The organism is Candidatus Mycoplasma mahonii (assembly GCF_030550815.1).
In the GTDB taxonomy this organism is placed as follows: Bacteria; Bacillota_I; Bacilli_A; order Mycoplasmatales; family Metamycoplasmataceae; genus Mycoplasma_O; species Mycoplasma_O mahonii.
In genome coordinates this window covers 374,187-390,647 of record NZ_CP114583.1, presented here as the reverse complement: position 1 = coordinate 390,647, position 16,461 = coordinate 374,187, and the positions used below count along the sequence as shown (strand labels likewise).

15 protein-coding genes and 2 tRNA genes are annotated in these 16,461 nt (G+C 30.3%); 1 reads left to right on the top strand and 16 read right to left on the bottom strand.

The genetic code is table 4. The features are described 5' to 3' along the window. Both O3I44_RS01915 and O3I44_RS01910 read right to left on the bottom strand, forming a co-directional pair. Window positions 1-972 carry an alpha/beta fold hydrolase gene (locus O3I44_RS01915; RefSeq protein ID WP_303717505.1) on the bottom strand — a complete coding sequence of 324 codons (972 nt, stop codon included), beginning with the start codon at window positions 970-972 and terminating at the stop codon, window positions 1-3. 545 nt (window positions 973-1,517) lie between these two features. Continuing rightward, a complete protein-coding gene (locus tag O3I44_RS01910) occupies window positions 1,518-1,994 on the bottom strand; it encodes a signal peptidase II (protein ID WP_303717504.1) in 477 nt (158 codons plus the stop codon). A 29-nt stretch (window positions 1,995-2,023) separates the two neighbouring features. Between O3I44_RS01910 and O3I44_RS01905 the strand changes: the two genes are divergently transcribed. Next, window positions 2,024-2,413, top strand: coding sequence for a hypothetical protein (locus O3I44_RS01905; RefSeq protein ID WP_303717503.1), 390 nt, complete (start codon window positions 2,024-2,026; stop codon window positions 2,411-2,413). Here O3I44_RS01905 and O3I44_RS01900 read toward each other — a convergent pair. The 14 genes from O3I44_RS01900 to O3I44_RS01835 all read right to left on the bottom strand — a co-directional run bounded on the left by O3I44_RS01900 (window position 2,388) and on the right by O3I44_RS01835 (window position 16,405). Then, the gene (locus O3I44_RS01900; RefSeq protein ID WP_303717502.1) at window positions 2,388-2,876 is read right to left on the bottom strand and encodes a hypothetical protein; all 489 of its coding nucleotides are present in this window, start codon (window positions 2,874-2,876) and stop codon (window positions 2,388-2,390) included. The two genes, O3I44_RS01905 and O3I44_RS01900, sit on opposite strands and share 26 nt — an antisense overlap. Window positions 2,877-2,923: 47 nt before the next feature. Continuing rightward, window positions 2,924-4,618, bottom strand: coding sequence for an aspartate--tRNA ligase (aspS, locus tag O3I44_RS01895; protein WP_303717501.1), 1,695 nt, complete (start codon window positions 4,616-4,618; stop codon window positions 2,924-2,926). After that, the gene (hisS, locus tag O3I44_RS01890) at window positions 4,605-5,903 is read right to left on the bottom strand and encodes a histidine--tRNA ligase (RefSeq protein WP_303717500.1); all 1,299 of its coding nucleotides are present in this window, start codon (window positions 5,901-5,903) and stop codon (window positions 4,605-4,607) included. The genes aspS and hisS overlap by 14 nt, the downstream gene beginning before the upstream one ends. 156 nt (window positions 5,904-6,059) lie before the next feature. Further along, window positions 6,060-8,576 (bottom strand): protein translocase subunit SecDF, encoded by a 2,517-nt coding sequence (gene secDF / locus O3I44_RS01885; RefSeq protein WP_303717499.1) that lies wholly within the window; start codon window positions 8,574-8,576, stop codon window positions 6,060-6,062. Between the two features lie 47 nt (window positions 8,577-8,623). Beyond that, complete coding sequence (gene ruvB / locus O3I44_RS01880; protein ID WP_303717498.1) at window positions 8,624-9,580, bottom strand: Holliday junction branch migration DNA helicase RuvB; 957 nt, start codon at window positions 9,578-9,580, stop codon at window positions 8,624-8,626. Beyond that, on the bottom strand, window positions 9,564-10,130 hold the full coding sequence (gene ruvA / locus O3I44_RS01875; RefSeq protein WP_303717497.1) for a Holliday junction branch migration protein RuvA: 567 nt from the start codon (window positions 10,128-10,130) through the stop codon (window positions 9,564-9,566). Before ruvA ends, ruvB begins: the two co-directional genes overlap by 17 nt. A gap of 120 nt (window positions 10,131-10,250) precedes the next feature. Beyond that, a complete protein-coding gene (locus O3I44_RS01870) occupies window positions 10,251-11,084 on the bottom strand; it encodes a hypothetical protein (protein ID WP_303717496.1) in 834 nt (277 codons plus the stop codon). Continuing rightward, on the bottom strand, window positions 11,077-11,985 hold the full coding sequence (locus tag O3I44_RS01865) for an ATP-binding cassette domain-containing protein (protein ID WP_303717495.1): 909 nt from the start codon (window positions 11,983-11,985) through the stop codon (window positions 11,077-11,079). The genes O3I44_RS01870 and O3I44_RS01865 overlap by 8 nt, the downstream gene beginning before the upstream one ends. Before the next feature lie 59 nt (window positions 11,986-12,044). Beyond that, complete coding sequence (upp, locus tag O3I44_RS01860) at window positions 12,045-12,668, bottom strand: uracil phosphoribosyltransferase (RefSeq protein ID WP_303717494.1); 624 nt, start codon at window positions 12,666-12,668, stop codon at window positions 12,045-12,047. 96 nt (window positions 12,669-12,764) lie between these two features. Further along, a tRNA-Ala gene (locus O3I44_RS01855) sits at window positions 12,765-12,841 on the bottom strand. Between the two features lie 37 nt (window positions 12,842-12,878). Continuing rightward, window positions 12,879-12,955: transfer RNA gene (locus O3I44_RS01850), tRNA-Ile, on the bottom strand. Between the two features lie 30 nt (window positions 12,956-12,985). Then, a complete protein-coding gene (rpsI, locus tag O3I44_RS01845; RefSeq protein WP_373317542.1) occupies window positions 12,986-13,378 on the bottom strand; it encodes a 30S ribosomal protein S9 in 393 nt (130 codons plus the stop codon). Next, complete coding sequence (gene rplM, locus O3I44_RS01840) at window positions 13,378-13,812, bottom strand: 50S ribosomal protein L13 (protein ID WP_303717493.1); 435 nt, start codon at window positions 13,810-13,812, stop codon at window positions 13,378-13,380. The genes rpsI and rplM overlap by 1 nt, the downstream gene beginning before the upstream one ends. A 73-nt stretch (window positions 13,813-13,885) precedes the next feature. Beyond that, the gene (locus tag O3I44_RS01835) at window positions 13,886-16,405 is read right to left on the bottom strand and encodes an alpha-amylase family glycosyl hydrolase (RefSeq protein ID WP_303717492.1); all 2,520 of its coding nucleotides are present in this window, start codon (window positions 16,403-16,405) and stop codon (window positions 13,886-13,888) included. Window positions 16,406-16,461 lie beyond the last annotated feature (56 nt).

Genomic DNA, 16,461 nt, shown 5'->3' with positions numbered 1-16,461 from the left:
TTACTCCTTTTGTTTCTTTTCGCTTTTTTTAAGTTGTTGTACAGTCGCTGATTGAATAAGAGCGTCACAACTTAATTGATTATTAACAAATTGGATAATGTCATGGTAAACCAATTCCTTAAGATCATCATACAATATTTCATGACGCATATCTTCATATTCAATTTGCTCTGAGTAATATCCCAATTTGGTATAAAACTTATTAGCCTTTGCGACTTCTTTACCCATAGACCCAACCGGATCAAGCACCCCATTCAATAATAAAACACACACCTTTTTATCCATATTACTTGCTTCAATCTTGCTAGTAAACATTTTCATTCAATTCGAGAAAACAGAAAATGATTTATTACTCATCTCAAACTTAGTTAGTGCATCATTTGAATAATTTTCTCTATTTAATTTATTATTTGACAATCATGCAAACTTACCTTCATCCTTAAATTTATTATTAAATGATTTATATGACCAATTAGAAATAAATGTTCCACCATCTTGAGCGTGTCTAATCGATTTTATTTCTGCAAGTAAATTCAAAAAATGAATTACTATTCTTGGTTTTTGATTTGTTCCAATTGGGATTATAATATCAATATCGTTATATTTAGTTACATAAGCCCTGGCAATAAATGACCCCATAGAATGACCAAGTAAAATTAACTTCTTACCATATGTTTCAGACTTAATAATATTATTCAACTGATGAACATCATGCAGCACTTTGTTGGCTCCATTATGATCTGCTATGTGTCCAAGGATTCCCCGCTTTCCAGTCTCGCCATGACCTCTTATATCCATAGCGTAAACAGAAAAACCAGCTTTATTTAAGGTCTTGGCAAAATGATCATAGCGGATAGCATGTTCGATAGATCCATGAAGAATTTGAAAAGTCGCCTTAGGATTATTTATCTTTCATGAATAATAAGTAATTTTAGTTTTATCATTACTGGCTTGAAAAACTTCTTTTTTCATTTTAAAGCACCTCCATATTCATAATGTTTTAAACAAAAAAATTATATTACTTTTGAGAAGATAATAAATAAAAAAATAACGTTCTTTCCTGCCCTTGATTGTACTAATGATAAAAAAGAAGTTGCTCCTTTATAATGCTATTGTACAAGCAAATAAAAAGAAAGCAATTAAATGAACTATAAAAGAAAATCATAGAGACCATCAAAACAAAATGATAAAATTTTAGTAAATAAAATTATTGTTCTAGCGAATCATTATGAACCTGTTACAAGCAATAGTATATTTACAAAATAGGGAAAAAATTGAAAGAGTGAGCCAACATTTAAAGCATGCCTATTATTTGAGAAAGAAATTTACAATAATCTGTTAGTAAAAATATTTTAGATTGACCCAAAAAGTCAATACACTAAACAATGAACACATGGGTCCATTGTTTGGTGTATATAATTAAAACAATATTCGAGAAGCAAACAACTCATACACTTGATTTCAGTAATGAAGGATAATGACTTTTGGGGTTATAAATCAAATTACAAAATATTGTACTAAGCCTTCTTTTTAAATGATGTAAATATAAGTGTAATACCAGTTAATGGTGCCCCTATTACAACAAATATATCTGCCAAATTAAATGTGCCTAAATCTCGAAGTGGCATAAAAATAATATTTCTGACATAGCCCTTAAAAATATTATCTAGTCCATTACCAAAGATTCCAGCTATTAAAATTGATAAACTAATAATAACTCAAGGCGATCTAGTAAAAAATAGAATAACAAGAAAGATTACAGCTAAAGCTGCAAACAAAACAATGCTCCAAAAATTAGAAATAGGGATATTCAACATATCAAACATTGTGGTGCCATAATGAAGATTAGCTCTAATACCAATAAACTTAAAATCATGTTGAATTTCATCAAATGGTTCATTAAAGAAGAAATGCTTCAGTGACTGATCAGCTGCTAATAATATTAGAAAAATAAGACCAAAAAAAATTCACTTGTAATATATTTTATTTATCATTAATAATATTATACACTTATAATATTAATATGAACCAATTTGAACGAAAAAAATATTTTATTAATAAAATGGAATTTCTTCTAAAATGAAGAACAAGATCGATTTTATTAATTATTGCTTTTGCTATTTTCATTATTATAGCAACAGTTGTATGCTACATCTATTGAAATAATGTGGTTATGACTTTTAATTTATTCCTCTTAATTTTATTCATTTTTCCATTGGCTCAGAATCTGAGGCAATTAAAACAATTATCAAAAGATCTACCTAGTATTTTAAAAAGTTCATATGCAAGCTTTATTAACGAACTAAGCTATAAACCATTTTATTCAAAGAGTAAGAAAGCCATCTTTATTCAAAAACTATGAGCTTATGATCTTTCTCAAGAAGAGGTTAAAGAATCTTCGATGCCATTTTAAGAGGTCAATAAAGCATAATGACAATAGGCACCACAATTGCCATTTGTAATGATGTGGCAAGAAAATCCTTAAATGCTAAAGCACTCCCAAAAGTGATTCTTTCTAAAAAATAATAAGTTGCAATAATAATTAATGAACTTATTATTAACGAAATAAAATAAAAAATTTTAAATTGCAATTTAAGCATCAATCAAATAGGGATAATGGCAAGACCGTAAGCAATGGCTGACATTCAAGAATATTGTCCAAATCCAGAAATAACATCAACTAATACCACGGATGAAATAGCAGAAATAATCAACATATCAATTCGCAAGAATAATGGCATGACAAAAATAATAATTCCAATCAAATACACTTGCCCCCCGAATAAGGGAAAGTGTAAAAAAAGACCAATGATAATGGCGAGTCCGATGAGTAATCCAGATAATGTTATTTGTTTAATAATGCATGTTTTTTCCATAATAAAATTATATATATTATTTCATTATTATGGTGGTTATTTTAATATTATTTGACAATTGTGGGGCAATCCCTTGATTGTTTATTGACAATATTTGAAGGAGAATCTTCCATAACTGCCACTCCTTTAGAATTTTTAGGGAAAGCAATTACGTCTCTAATGGATTGTGATTTAGTTAAAATCATAGCAATACGATCTATACCAAATGCAGTTCCAGCATGCGGGGGTAATCCAAATTTAAAAGCATCTAAGAAAAATCCAAATTGAGACATGTATTGCTGCTCATTTAAACCAATTGTTTTAAACATTCTTTTTTGTAATTCTAAATCATTTATCCTAACTGATCCACCACCTATTTCAAAACCATTTAATACAAGATCATAAGCTTTTGCCATAGCATTATATGGATTAGTATCAAATGAATCTTTGGTAGCTTCAGTTGGTGAAGTGAAAGGATGATGAAAAGCAATAATTTTATTCTCTTCATCATCTTTTTTAAATAATGGCCAATTTTCGATTCAAACAAAATTAAATTTATCACTTGCCAAATCAAAGAGATTATTTAACTCAACTCTAATTGCACCTAATGCCTGATTAACAACATGTAATGTATCAGCAACAAATAATGTTGTTCAAGATTTCATTGGTTTATTGATCATGATTTTTTCTAATTCTTTTTTAAAGAACTTAAAACCGGGACCATTCTTATTAAGAGTCATTTCATCATATGAGGCTCAAGCCAATCCTTTTGCCCCATTTTTCTTAGCAATTTCTTCAAGTGATTTAATTTCCTTTTGAGACAATACCTTATCAAATGCAATCATTTTTATTTCCGGGGCTGATTTAAAAACATTAAAATCTGTTTCACTAAAATATTTTTGAATATTTTCTAATTTATATTCATATCTTAAATCAGGTTTATCACTCCCATATTCATTCATGGCTATCTCAAAATTCATTCTTGCGAATGGAATATTAATTTTATGACCAAGTTTATCAAAAACAAAGACAAACATTTCTTCAACCAATGTCTTGATATCATCTTCATTAGCATAAGACATTTCAATATCTAATTGAGTAAATTCTGGTTGCCGATCTTTTCGTGAATCTTCATCTCTAAAAGCTCTGGCTATTTGAAAATATTTTTCAAAACCAGAAGACATTAATAGTTGTTTATATAATTGTGGCGATTGGGGAAGAGCAAAGAATTTTCCTTCATTTCTAGTGAGAACCAGAAAATCCCTTGCTCCTTCGGGAGTTGATTTAGATAATAAAGGAGTTTCGATTTCTAAAAAATCTTTAGTATCTAAAAAATCCCTAAATGCTTTATTGAGCTTGTATCTAGTAATAATCTTATTTTGCATGATTGGTCTTCTTAAGTCTAGGAACCTGTGCTTTAACTTTGTGTCCTCATTGGCCTCAAGATTATCATTTATGATAAATGGTAGTTGCTGTGCTTTTGAAAGTATAACTATATTACTTACCTCAACTTCAATTTCTCCAGTTGGGATCTTGGTATTTGCATCTTGCCTCTTAACTACAATCCCCAAAACTTGAATAACGCTTTCTTTTGATAATTCTTCAATATGTTCCTTAATAACAAGTTGTGTAATACCTCATCTATCTCTTAAGTCCAAAAATGTCATAGCACCCATTTTGCGCTTGTTGGCTATAAAACCATAAAGAGTTACTTCTTTATCGATGTCATGAATTCTTAATTCGCCATTATTAATTTTTTTCATTTGGATGCTCCTCGTCATTATGGTAATCTCTATGACCTTTATCATTAACAATATAATCTACTAAATTACTAAGCAAGACTTCCTCCTGTAACTCATGATGCTTGACCATTACAGCTCCTCTAGCTAGTTCTTCTGGTCCTGCAATGATTTTGTAGTGGGCATTGGATTTATCGGCTTTAACAAATGTTTTAACAAGTTTTGTCGGTGTTTTATTTCATTCAACAACTAATCCTGACGATCTTAGCATCTGCACAATCCTAGCGGTTGCAGATTGTGAAGAAGGATCAATGTTGCAAACATAAGCATGAAGGTTTGTCTGGAGCTCGTTTTCATTAAATGTTTCTCTAATATCATTAACAATTCTTTCTATACCCACACCAAAACCTATCCCAGAAAGGCTAGGACCACCAAATGATTCAATCAACCCGGAGTATCGTCCTCCCCCGATTAATGTTGATTGAGCTCCTGCTGTTTTTGATTTTGAGATAAATTCAAAAGAAGTATCAGTATAATAATCCAACCCTCTGACAAGAGTATGATCAATTGTGTACTTAATATTCATTATGTCTAAAAAATCAGTGAGAGTTTTAAAATATTCTCTGGTTTCATCTGAATAAAAATCTGATATTCTGGGAGCATTCTTCACAAAATCTTTTGGTCCATCAATTTTATCATCTAAAATTCTCATGGGATTAGTTTCAATTCTTTTAATAGAAATCGGCGATAATTCAGATTTATATTGAATAAAATATTTTCTCAGAGCATTTGAATAATTCTCTCTTGTTGCTTTATCACCCAAGGAATTTATTAATAATTCATTTTCTAATTGCAAGGCTTTAAGAATAAAATCAGCCATTAAAATAATTTCAGCATCAGCATAGGCATTACGTTCAGAAATCATTTCGACTCCAAATTGGGTAAATTGTCTTTGTCTTCCTTTCTGAGGATTCTCATATCTAAACATTGGGCCCATGTAAAATACTTTTGAAGTTTCTTCATTAATAAATAATTTATTTTCCACTATAGCCCTGATAACTCCCGCGGTTCCTTCAGGTCTTAAAACCATTTCACGACCTTTTTTATCTTTAAATTCATACATTTCTTTAGATACAATATCTGATGTTTCACCAACTGATTTAACAAAAACTTCTTTGCGTTCAAAGATTGGTGTATCTATTTCATGAAAGTTATAGATAGTAGCAATTGATCTCAAAGTGTTTTTAATGCTTGTCATAATAATCTGATCTTTCCCAAATATATCCTTAGTTCCTTTTGGTCTATTCATTCTTTTCTCCTTTAATAAAAAAGTCACAACTAAGGGCTAACGCGCCACCTTAATTAAGACTCTTTAACCGTAACGTGATTTATTCGATAATCTCATAAGGTGTCATACTCCTTAGTCATTGATTAATATTATTTCCATAAATTAATTATATACCAACTATGACCGATAATCATTGATACCGGTAAAAGTTTGCTCTTCAATAGTTGTGGTATTTCAAAAGCCGCTTTTTTTTCTTTTGTTAATGCCTTTTTGCCTTCTTATTTCCATTTTTGTTCAAAGATAAGTGGCAATAAAGATTGATGAATATGTACCTGCCAATAATCCTACCAACATCGCAAGATTAAATGATAATTTTGTGGCATTACCAAATGACATTAGAATCAAGATAGCAATGATGGTTGTAAATGAAGTTAAGATCGATCTTTTGATCGTATCCTTAACCGCTTGATTACCAATTGATTTGATATTATCATCATTCAATTTTCCGACATGAGCATCCATCCGCTCCCGGATCCGGTCAAATGTAACAATCGTATCATTAACAGAGTATCCGATAATCGATAAGATTCCTGCCACAAAGATTGGGGATACTTGTAATCTTGTAATGACAAATATAGCAGTCACAATCAACCCATCATGGACAAGGGCAACAATTGCTGCAAATGAATAAGTTCATTTAAATCTAATTAATGTATAGGCAACAATAATGGCAATTGCTATAGCTATGGCGATTAAGGCGTTTTGAACAATTTTTCTAGCGGTTGTATTAGAAACAATATTAGCATTTATTTTAAAGTGTCTATTGTCGGTGTCAAATTTATTGATTTCAGCAAGGTTAACTTCTAATTTTGTATTAACACTAATTCCTGTTAATTTTTTACCATCATATATTTTGTTAATATCTTCAGTAGGCACACCATTTATAATTAAATTATTAACAATGCCATTCTCATCACTCTTATTGATGGAATTATCTGCTAATTTGGATTTAACTGTGATATCAGTTCCACCAGTAAAGTCCTTTGAGAAATTCATTCCTCCAGTAAATGAACCAGCTATGCCCGCTAAAATCGCAAAGAGAATGACGCCAATAGTAATAATAAATAATGAAGTCAAAGAAAACCATTTAGATGTTTTGACATAATCAGGTTTGTTTAAAACGACTTGTGCTTTTATATCGATCTTTGGTTTAATACCAACAAGCCATTTTTTATTTTCGAATAATCCTGTCCCAACAAGAACAGATGACATAACCCTTGTAAAACCAAGCATAATAATTAAGGTAAATATGATTGAAAGAATTAGAGTTATGGATAATCCAATAATGTTTCTTGTCCCGAAATAGAACAAAACAAAAGCAACTATTAACGTCGTTATATTAGCATCAAAAATCGCAGATAAAGATTGTCGATTGGCCTGTTTATGAGCTTTTTTAACCGATGATCCAGAATAAATAATACTCTTGAGTCGTTCGAAGGTGATAATATTAGCATCAACTGACATACCGACGCCAATAATTAAAGCAGCAATCGTGGCAGGCGAATATTCACCACGCATAACTGTAAACATTAATAAAGTCAAGAATAAATATAAGCCAATTGATATTGTTGAAAGAGCTCCTAATAATCCATAATTTGCGATTAAGAATATGGCAATAACAGCAAAAACTATAATACCTGCAATCATCGCTTTATTAAATGCATTTTCACCATATGTTGCAGGAATAGCTCTTGAAGATAAGAATTTTAATGAGTAATGTGATGATCCATAATTAAGTTTTCTTGCAAGAACTTTTGTTTCTTCTTGTGTGAAATTACCTTCTAAAACAAATGAACGACCATTAAGTGGTGCTTTAACAGACGCCACAGAAATCAAAAATCTTCCAGCATCAACAGTTTCTTTTCTCAAGGGTTTGCTAGGATTATTATCAATATAAGCAGATAAGAATGGATTTTGAGAACCAAGTCCCGGTCAGTTATTCATCTCTGAAATAAATTTATTAATATCAAGTCAAGCAACAATAGAATTTTTTCCTTTACCTAATTTTGAAACATAACTTGTTGCGTCAAATCACTCTCTAGCAGACCTGGCTGAATCCAAGCTAATTTCAACTTTGTTTTCACCATTTTGAGTAAAAATATTTTTTGCTCCGCCAGATTCTAAAGGAACACGAGATCTTTTATAATTTTCTGTTCCATATGCTCCAGGGACTTGACCAGATGGCACTTGACCATTTAAATTTCTTAATGCTCGATTAAAATGACCATCTTCATCAAATAATGTATTACCATAAATATCTGTAAATACTAAATGAGGTTTTTCAGTAATTAATTTTTGCATTTGATCTACATCAGATTGAGAAGTAAGACCTGGGTACCTAACCCTGACAGTTCCGCCATCATTATTTTTTCCTGATTCAACTTTAGCTCCACCCACACCAAGAGAATCAATTCGATCATAAATCGATTGCGCAACTTGATCAGATAAACCACTTGAATTATTTGGAGTTTGAATTTGGACTGTATATTCATATCCACCTGAATACTCAACTGATTTTTTAACATCCTTGCCAACATAAAATAATGAACCGAACACGATTGCGATGATTGTTGCAACTAAGGTGGTACCTAAAATTATTATTCTCTTTACATTGTTCAACTTGAAAAATTTCATATGACTTATTATATCTTATTAATTAACTAATATAAGTCAAAAAAATATTATATTTTAACTAAATTATACGTGATCAAATAATTAATACCTTCATTTGTAATTTTCCTACCCCTTGCATTTTTTTCAATAAACTTTCGTTTCAAAAGAATTGGCTCTAATTCAACTTGAATATTTTTTTTATCTTCAATAAGAATAGATGAAATACTCTCTAAAGATGCACTTTTTTCATAAAATGTTTCAGCTAAACATCGTAAGTAATTTAAGTGTCCATCATTTAAACCAAATTTATATAGACCTAATGTTTCAAATGTTTTCTTTACAATAGTTAGTGATATTTCATTTTTATTTTTAATTGTCATAAAATCAACAATTCGTTTGATCAAATTATTTGCTATTCGCGGTGTTAACCTTGAATATTCCTTAATCATTTCAACACTTATATCATCAGCTTTGATCTTAAATTTTTTAATGCTTTGCTTAATTATTTTAATCATTTCAGCATCGGTATAATCAATTATTTTCCCAACAATACCAAATCTATCTTTTAGGGGCGTAGACATGATCCCAATTTTAGTTGTGGCGCCTATGAGAGTAAATGGAGGTAGCTTCATCCTAACAATTCTTGAATCTCCCTCTGGCCCAACCATTATGTCAATTACCCCTTCTTCAATAGCTGAATAAAGTAGTTCCTCGATTGATTTGTTAATTCCATGGATTTCATCAATAAATATAACATCACCACTTGAAATAGATCCTAAAAGTAATAAGATGTCTGCTTTTTTTTCTAAGGACGGTCCTTGAGCATATTTAATTTTAGTGCCTATTTCATTAGCAATAATTGTGGCTAAGGTTGTTTTACCAAAGCCGGGTCTGCCATTTAAAAGAATATGATCAACTGTTATATTTCTTTTTTTAGATGATTCAATGATTACTTTTAAAACACATTTTAGTTTTTTCTGCCCAATGAACTCTCTAAATGTTCTAGGCTTAAGTGAAACTAGCATTAGAAATTAGTTTTATGGCTGACTCAACTAAATCTTCCATATTTTTTGTTGGTTTTAAATGACTAATGGCATAGTCAATTTGTTTTTGACTAAAGCCTAATGTTTTCATTGGCGATATTATGTCGTGCGGATTAATGAATCCGTCTTTGATTATTTCAATATTTTTATAAAGATCTTTTAATTGAAATACAATTTGATTAGCGGTTTTTAATCCAATTGATGGAAACTGTGAAAGTCCAGTGGTATCACCTTGGGCAATAAGTTGAATGGGTCTTTGAATGCCCTCTTTCAAAATGCCGATAGCGGTTTTGGGGCCAATTCCATTTACTTTTAATAGATTCTCAAAGAAAACCCTTTCCTTGAAGCTATTAAAACCATAGATAGATTCTGTATATTCACTTTTGTGTTCATAGATATAAACCTTTCTTACTTTGCTTTTTTCAAATTCCTTTGGCCTTGCAACGTAAATTATTGAACCAGTGTAGTTTGATTCTATAATAATGTATGTTTTGCCAATCGATACAATTTTTCCTATTTTATATAAATTCATTTCTCCTCCTGATTAAATATGTATAGAAAATAAGTGTGTGAAATATAAAAAGAAAAAAATAAAGAAAAATAGCTACATTATGTTGCTATAAATTTGCTGATAAAAATTTTACATCGGTTTTTATGTTGCTACTAAGTATCTTTTTTGTGCTGAAGATTGCATCGTTCATGAAATGGATGTGAAAAGGACTGAATATAAAATTGGAATAACAACATATCAATCATGATCAATGGCACTAAAGTCCGATACATGTACTCCAACGCCTGTAATTAAACCTAAATTCAAAAGAGGAATAAACGCAATAATGAACTGATTATTACTAAATACATTATCGCTCAGGGCTCCATCTTCTGATGCAAAATGCAAAATAGATGCCTGTGGAATGAAGTTGAGAATCAAAATAGGAGACAAGATTAAAAGCGTTAAAAAGATTGAGGCTGCATAAGCTAAGCTTTGTTTGGAAATAAATGATATTACTCATTTGCAACATGAAAAAACAAAGATATAAGTTACAATAAACCCTGGCAATATTTTTAACATATTAATAAAATAATCAACATAATTGATATAATTCCCATGAGCTATAGGTGAAATAGTTGCTATGGCAAATAAAATAAGCATTCCAATTATAAAAATAATAACTTCTACAATAAGTTTTGACAATGTTACTCAATTTTTTTTATAATACAAAAAAACTGCTTTATTTTTATCAATGGTTGCTTTATCCTGAATAGCTGTCGCGGTTCTAGAAAATATAAAAACCGATGTGCCTCTGACTGCAAACATATAGAGAGCAAGTGTTGTTGTTTTTTCATTAATAAAAAGCGGAATGTAAGAAGAAAATAAAATAGACATAACTAATCCGCCAATACATAGTGACAAAATTTTTATTGGAGTTAAAGAAAACTTAATTTCTGTTAATAATAAACGCATAAAAGAATATTTTTTAATCATGAGCATATCTCTCAAAAACTGATTCAGTCAAGTTTTTTTCTTTTAAGGATGACCAAACATACTTGGGATCTAAACATAATTTTTTATTGACAAACTTAAATTTTTCCAATGATTCAACTTTAATAATAATCTCTTTATTATTTTTTGTTGCTCCTAAAACATATTTAGTTTTTTTAATATTTTTCAAAGATACTTCCAAATTAACAGACATGCGAATGGTTTTATCATTAACATCTAGAACTTTAGAATCCACCAATACACCGTCTTTCAAAATATAAAAAGAATCGCACATCTTATCAACAACATCCATTCTGTGAGATGTAATAATAATCGTTAACCCCTTTCTTATGGAGAGAATATAATTTTTAATTTTTTCAATCATAATTGGATCTAGTCCATCAAAAGGTTCATCTAATAAAAGATATTTAATATTAGGATTAATGAAAATTCCTGCTAATTTAATTTTCTGTTGATTACCTTTGGATAATGATTTAATAGGCTTATTTAGTTTTCCATCAAATTCGAGTACCTTAATAATCTCTTTGATTTGGGCCAATGTTCCTTTCTTAGATAATCCATGCAATGAACCCAAATAACCTAATTGGTCAATAACTAATTCGTTATTTTGCGGTTCAGATCCAGCCGATAAATACGAAAACATATAATGATCATTTCGAGTCATTAATCTTTCAACTTCTTGGCCGTCTTTTTGTTCTGATATTAATACATTTCCTGAATAATTCTCAATTAGATTAGTAAGAAGATTAAATGATGTAGTTTTACCTGAACCATTAAAACCAATTAATCCAATAATAGCATTATCTTCGAATCTAATACTAACATTATCCAATGCTTTTAAATTTTTATAATTTATACTGATATTTCTCATTATTAAAGCCATTTATTCCCCATTCTGTAAAATTTGTAATAAAATTTTAATATTTATTAGTTAAGTATTATTTACTTAGTCCCAAAAAGACGATCCCCAGCATCACCTAAACCAGGTCTGATATATTTATTTTCATCTAATTTATCATCAAGTGCCGCTAGATAAATAGTAACATCAGGATTAGCTTCTTCAACTCTCTTAACTCCTTCAGGGGCAGCAACTAATGATACAAGTCTAATCTTTTTAAACCCATCATGCTTCAACTTACTGATGGCATCATTAGATGAGACACCAGTTGCTAGCATTGGGTCCACAACAATAATTTCAGATGCTTTATCAACATTAGGCATTTTATAAAAATAAGGCACTGCTTTAAATGTTGTTTCCTCGCGATACATACCAATATGGCCGATCCGTGCCTGAGGAACAAGCCGCTCAATTCCTTGGACCATTCCTAAACCAGCACGTAAGATGGGAACAATCACTATTTCCTTGTTAAAGTCCTGACCATTTGCCACTGATCCAGTTGGGGTCTTAACATCAAGAGGTTTTGTCTTATAGTCCCGCAAAACTTCATATACCATGAGTGATGCAATTTCATTCAAACACTGTCTAAAAATTGTGTGACTTGCTTTTTCATCCCTCATTTTAGTTAGCTTGATTTTAATCAAAGGATGATTTAATATTTTTAACATATTACCTATTTTCTATTTAAATTATAAATGTTTATGGTGATATTTTTTCAATAAAAAAATACCCGTATAAAGGTACTTCTGATATCTAATGATATTTGGTGGAGAGGATGGGGATCGAACCCACTACCCCCTGCGTGCAAGGCAGGTGCTCTAGCCAGGTGAGCTACCCCCCCATAAACCCTAAAAAGGTTATTGATCAATTTAATGGTATGGTGGGAACGAATGGACTTGAACCATCGACCTCACGATTATCAGTCGTGTGCTCTAACCAGCTGAGCTACGCTCCCATGAGTAATCCTATAAATAGGATTTTTAAACTAACGTTTTGAGAATTGTCTTGATCTACGAGCTTTTCTAAGTCCAGGTTTCTTACGTTCTTTAACTCTGGCATCTCTTGTTAACATTCCTTCTTTTTTAAGAATAGTTCGATAACTACCAGAAGCTTCTAATAACGCTCTAGCAATACCAAGTCTAATAGCCCCAGCTTGCCCAGAAACGCCTCCTCCTTTAACATTAACCTTAATATCAAATGTTCCATTTGTTTTAGTAAATACTAACGGTTGAGAAGCATCTTGTAATAACACCTCAGACATTAAATAATCAATGGCTGGCCTTTTATTGATGATAAATTCACCTTTACCAGGCTTAATGATAATTCTTGCTGTTGAAGATTTTCTTCTTCCTAATCCTCTATAAGTTACATCCACCATTATTGAACCTCTAATTTCTTTGGTTGTTGAGCCATTTGTTTATGTTCTGTTCCTGCATAAACGAATAAATTTCTAAATTGTTGTGACCCTAATCTATTATGAGGAAGCATTCCTTTAATAGCTTTTTCCACTATAGCTGTTGGCTTTTTAGCTCTTAATGCAGCTGCATTTATAACTTTTAACCCGCCAGGGTACATCGAGTGCGAATAGTATAATTTATCTTGTTCTTTATTAGCTGTTAAAATAATTTTCTTAGCATTAATGACAATAATATTATCACCCATGTCTATATTTGACGTATATGTTGGCTTATGTTTCCCTCTCAAGTAAGAGGCAACAAGCGTTGCCAACTTACCTAAAGTTGTTCCTTCAGCATCAACAATAAATCATTCTTTCTTTACTTCTGTGTGCTTTATGATTGTTGTTTGTCTCATCATTTCTCCTTGCTTCATATCTTGTAACGGACTATAAAGTGCTTTGTAATTATAACAAAAAAATAAGTCGCGCCTATTTTTTCTTTTTATTTTCTTCATCACTTAAAAATGCTTCAAAATCATCAAATTCATCGGGATTGATCTGGGTTGTAGCGGCTATATCGTCCTCTGTTAAAGTAGTTCTATCTGTTTCTAAGATTTCCTCTTCCATAATAGAAAACTTCTTTTTATTCTTTAAAATTTCTTTAGCAACTTTTCTTTCAACACGTGACAATTCGAGGGTATTTTTTAATTTTTGATCATCATGATGATCTCTTTTTTGATTATGATCCTCAAAATTATTATCAATATTTTTTAATCTTAAATCATCAATTTCTGACATATTTCAGTCATTTTCTGATTCACTTCTTTCGGTAATTTGTTGGTTTGTTTCTAAAGTCTCTTTTTTATTATCTTTTTCCCCATTTCTTATGTTTAGCTCTCTTGTTTTTTCTGACTTGTTTTTTAATTTTTCTGCTCGTTCAAGCATACTTTCTTCTCTTGCTTTTTCTTTTTCTTCGATTTTAAATAATCTTGTTTTTTCTGCTTCAGCTTCTTTTTCTAATCTTCGAGCTTGTTTTATTTCAAGTTGTCTTGTTTTTTCTGCGTCTTTAAGTTTGGATCTTTTTTCACGCTCTATCATCTTTTGTTCTCTTCATTTAGATTTTTCTTCAAGTTGAAGTAATCTTGTTTTTTCTGCTTCAGCTTCTTTTTTCTTAATTTCAAATTGCTCTATTTTTTCAGATTTTAATTTCTTCTGTTCATTTATTTTACTTTTTTGAATCTCTTCTCTAGCAATTCTAGCTTCATCATTCCTTATTTCTTGATCTTTAGATTTTTTAATTAATAATTTTTCGTTAGCTTCATCTAGCTTAGCTTGCTCTATTACTAATCTATTAGCTTCATTAGTAACGGCAATTGCCTCTTCTTCCTTTTTTTTATCTTTTGCTATTTCATAATCTTCTTGCTTAGCTAAAATGGCAATATCTGTCTTCTTAGAAATTAGGATCCCTTCATATGCATCTAGACTTTTTGGTAGTTCAGTATATGTTTTATGAGATTTGGTGGAAAGAACAACTTTACCTGATTTAGGTCTTATAATTAATTTAACTTTATTGGTTAAGTTAACATAAAAGAAAACTCCTTTTTCTTTATAAGTTGCTGATACTTTAATAACACCAGGTATTCATGATGATATTTTAAATTCTCCATTTTCAATAATGTTCTTATAATCAGGCGTACTTGATATTCTAATTAGTTCCTTGAAAAAGCTTAAAGTAGATTTTGTATTGTTATACTGATTTTTAACATTAATCTCTTTGTAATTATACGAAACTGGGGTAACTGTTTTTTCACTTAAAGAAAAACCACCATTTTTCTCATCACTTCATGACATTAGTGATCTTGCATTAATTGGATTTTGTAGTACTTGTGCATCCATAAAATGCTTCTCTTTAATACGCTCACTTAGTAAACGGTGCATTCTTTCTGCGATTGTTACATCTTGAAAATCATCTAAATGAGTTAATCCAATATTTAAAGAACCAATTTCATCTCCATAATAAATAGATGAAGAAGCAGGATGAAGAAGCAGTAACATTCCAATGGCTTTAGCAGATTCATCAGAAAACTGCCCTTTGTTTCCCCATCTTTCATTTATTCTACCAATATTTTCATTACCAAATGTAATAATGTTGTGTTTATTCTTAAGAGCTTTATTCATTTTATTTGCCAACTTTGATGCTTTAAAAGTTCCAATAAAATCAGCACCATATTTAGGATTAGTTCCAATCATAGATATTTCAGTTGGCATAAAGTAATCAAAGACTTGTGTTGCTCCATTAGTAAATTTACTTCCGTCCAGACCAAGAATATCGGATTTACCAATGACAATTGTTCCATCATTCATTTCTTTGATTGCTCGATAAAATTTTCTTAATTCCTTAAGTGTGTCGTCAGACATTTTCTCATTCTTTTCGATATCGGTGATGAACTCAAAATCTTTAAAAACAAACCCATTAATCCCAAGATCAGTTCAAAATCGAAGAACTTTACCAAATTGATTATTAACTTGTTCATTTTTTCAATTTAATGGTATTTCTTTTGTTTTATCGTCAATAGCATAATAAGCCTTTTGTTTTTCAGAATATTTAAATGAAATATTCTTAGTATCATCTTTTGGCATAAAATCAATTACTTGACTAAATTCACTTCCAACATCTTCATTTGCATTTTTAAATCATTTATGAGAATCTTTAATGTAACCAATGGGCATTTCAATTAAAATTTTAATTCCTTTTTCTTTGGCAAGAGAAATAACTTCTTTTAAATCATCAATATTTCCTAAATCTTTGGCAACTTGCACATAGTTTTGCACTAAGTCATCAGAATTCAAAGATAAAATATTTTGTAAAATAATAGAATTAATTCCTAAATAATTAAAATAATCAAGTTTATTAGATAACCCTTTAAGATCACCAATACCATCTCCTGAAGAGTCACTAAAATATCGTGGGTTAACCTCATAAAATATTTGCTTTTTTCTAATTGCCATTGCTGCTCCTTTTAAATATCTAATTTTCTAAATTATATCAAAAATAAAATATGAAT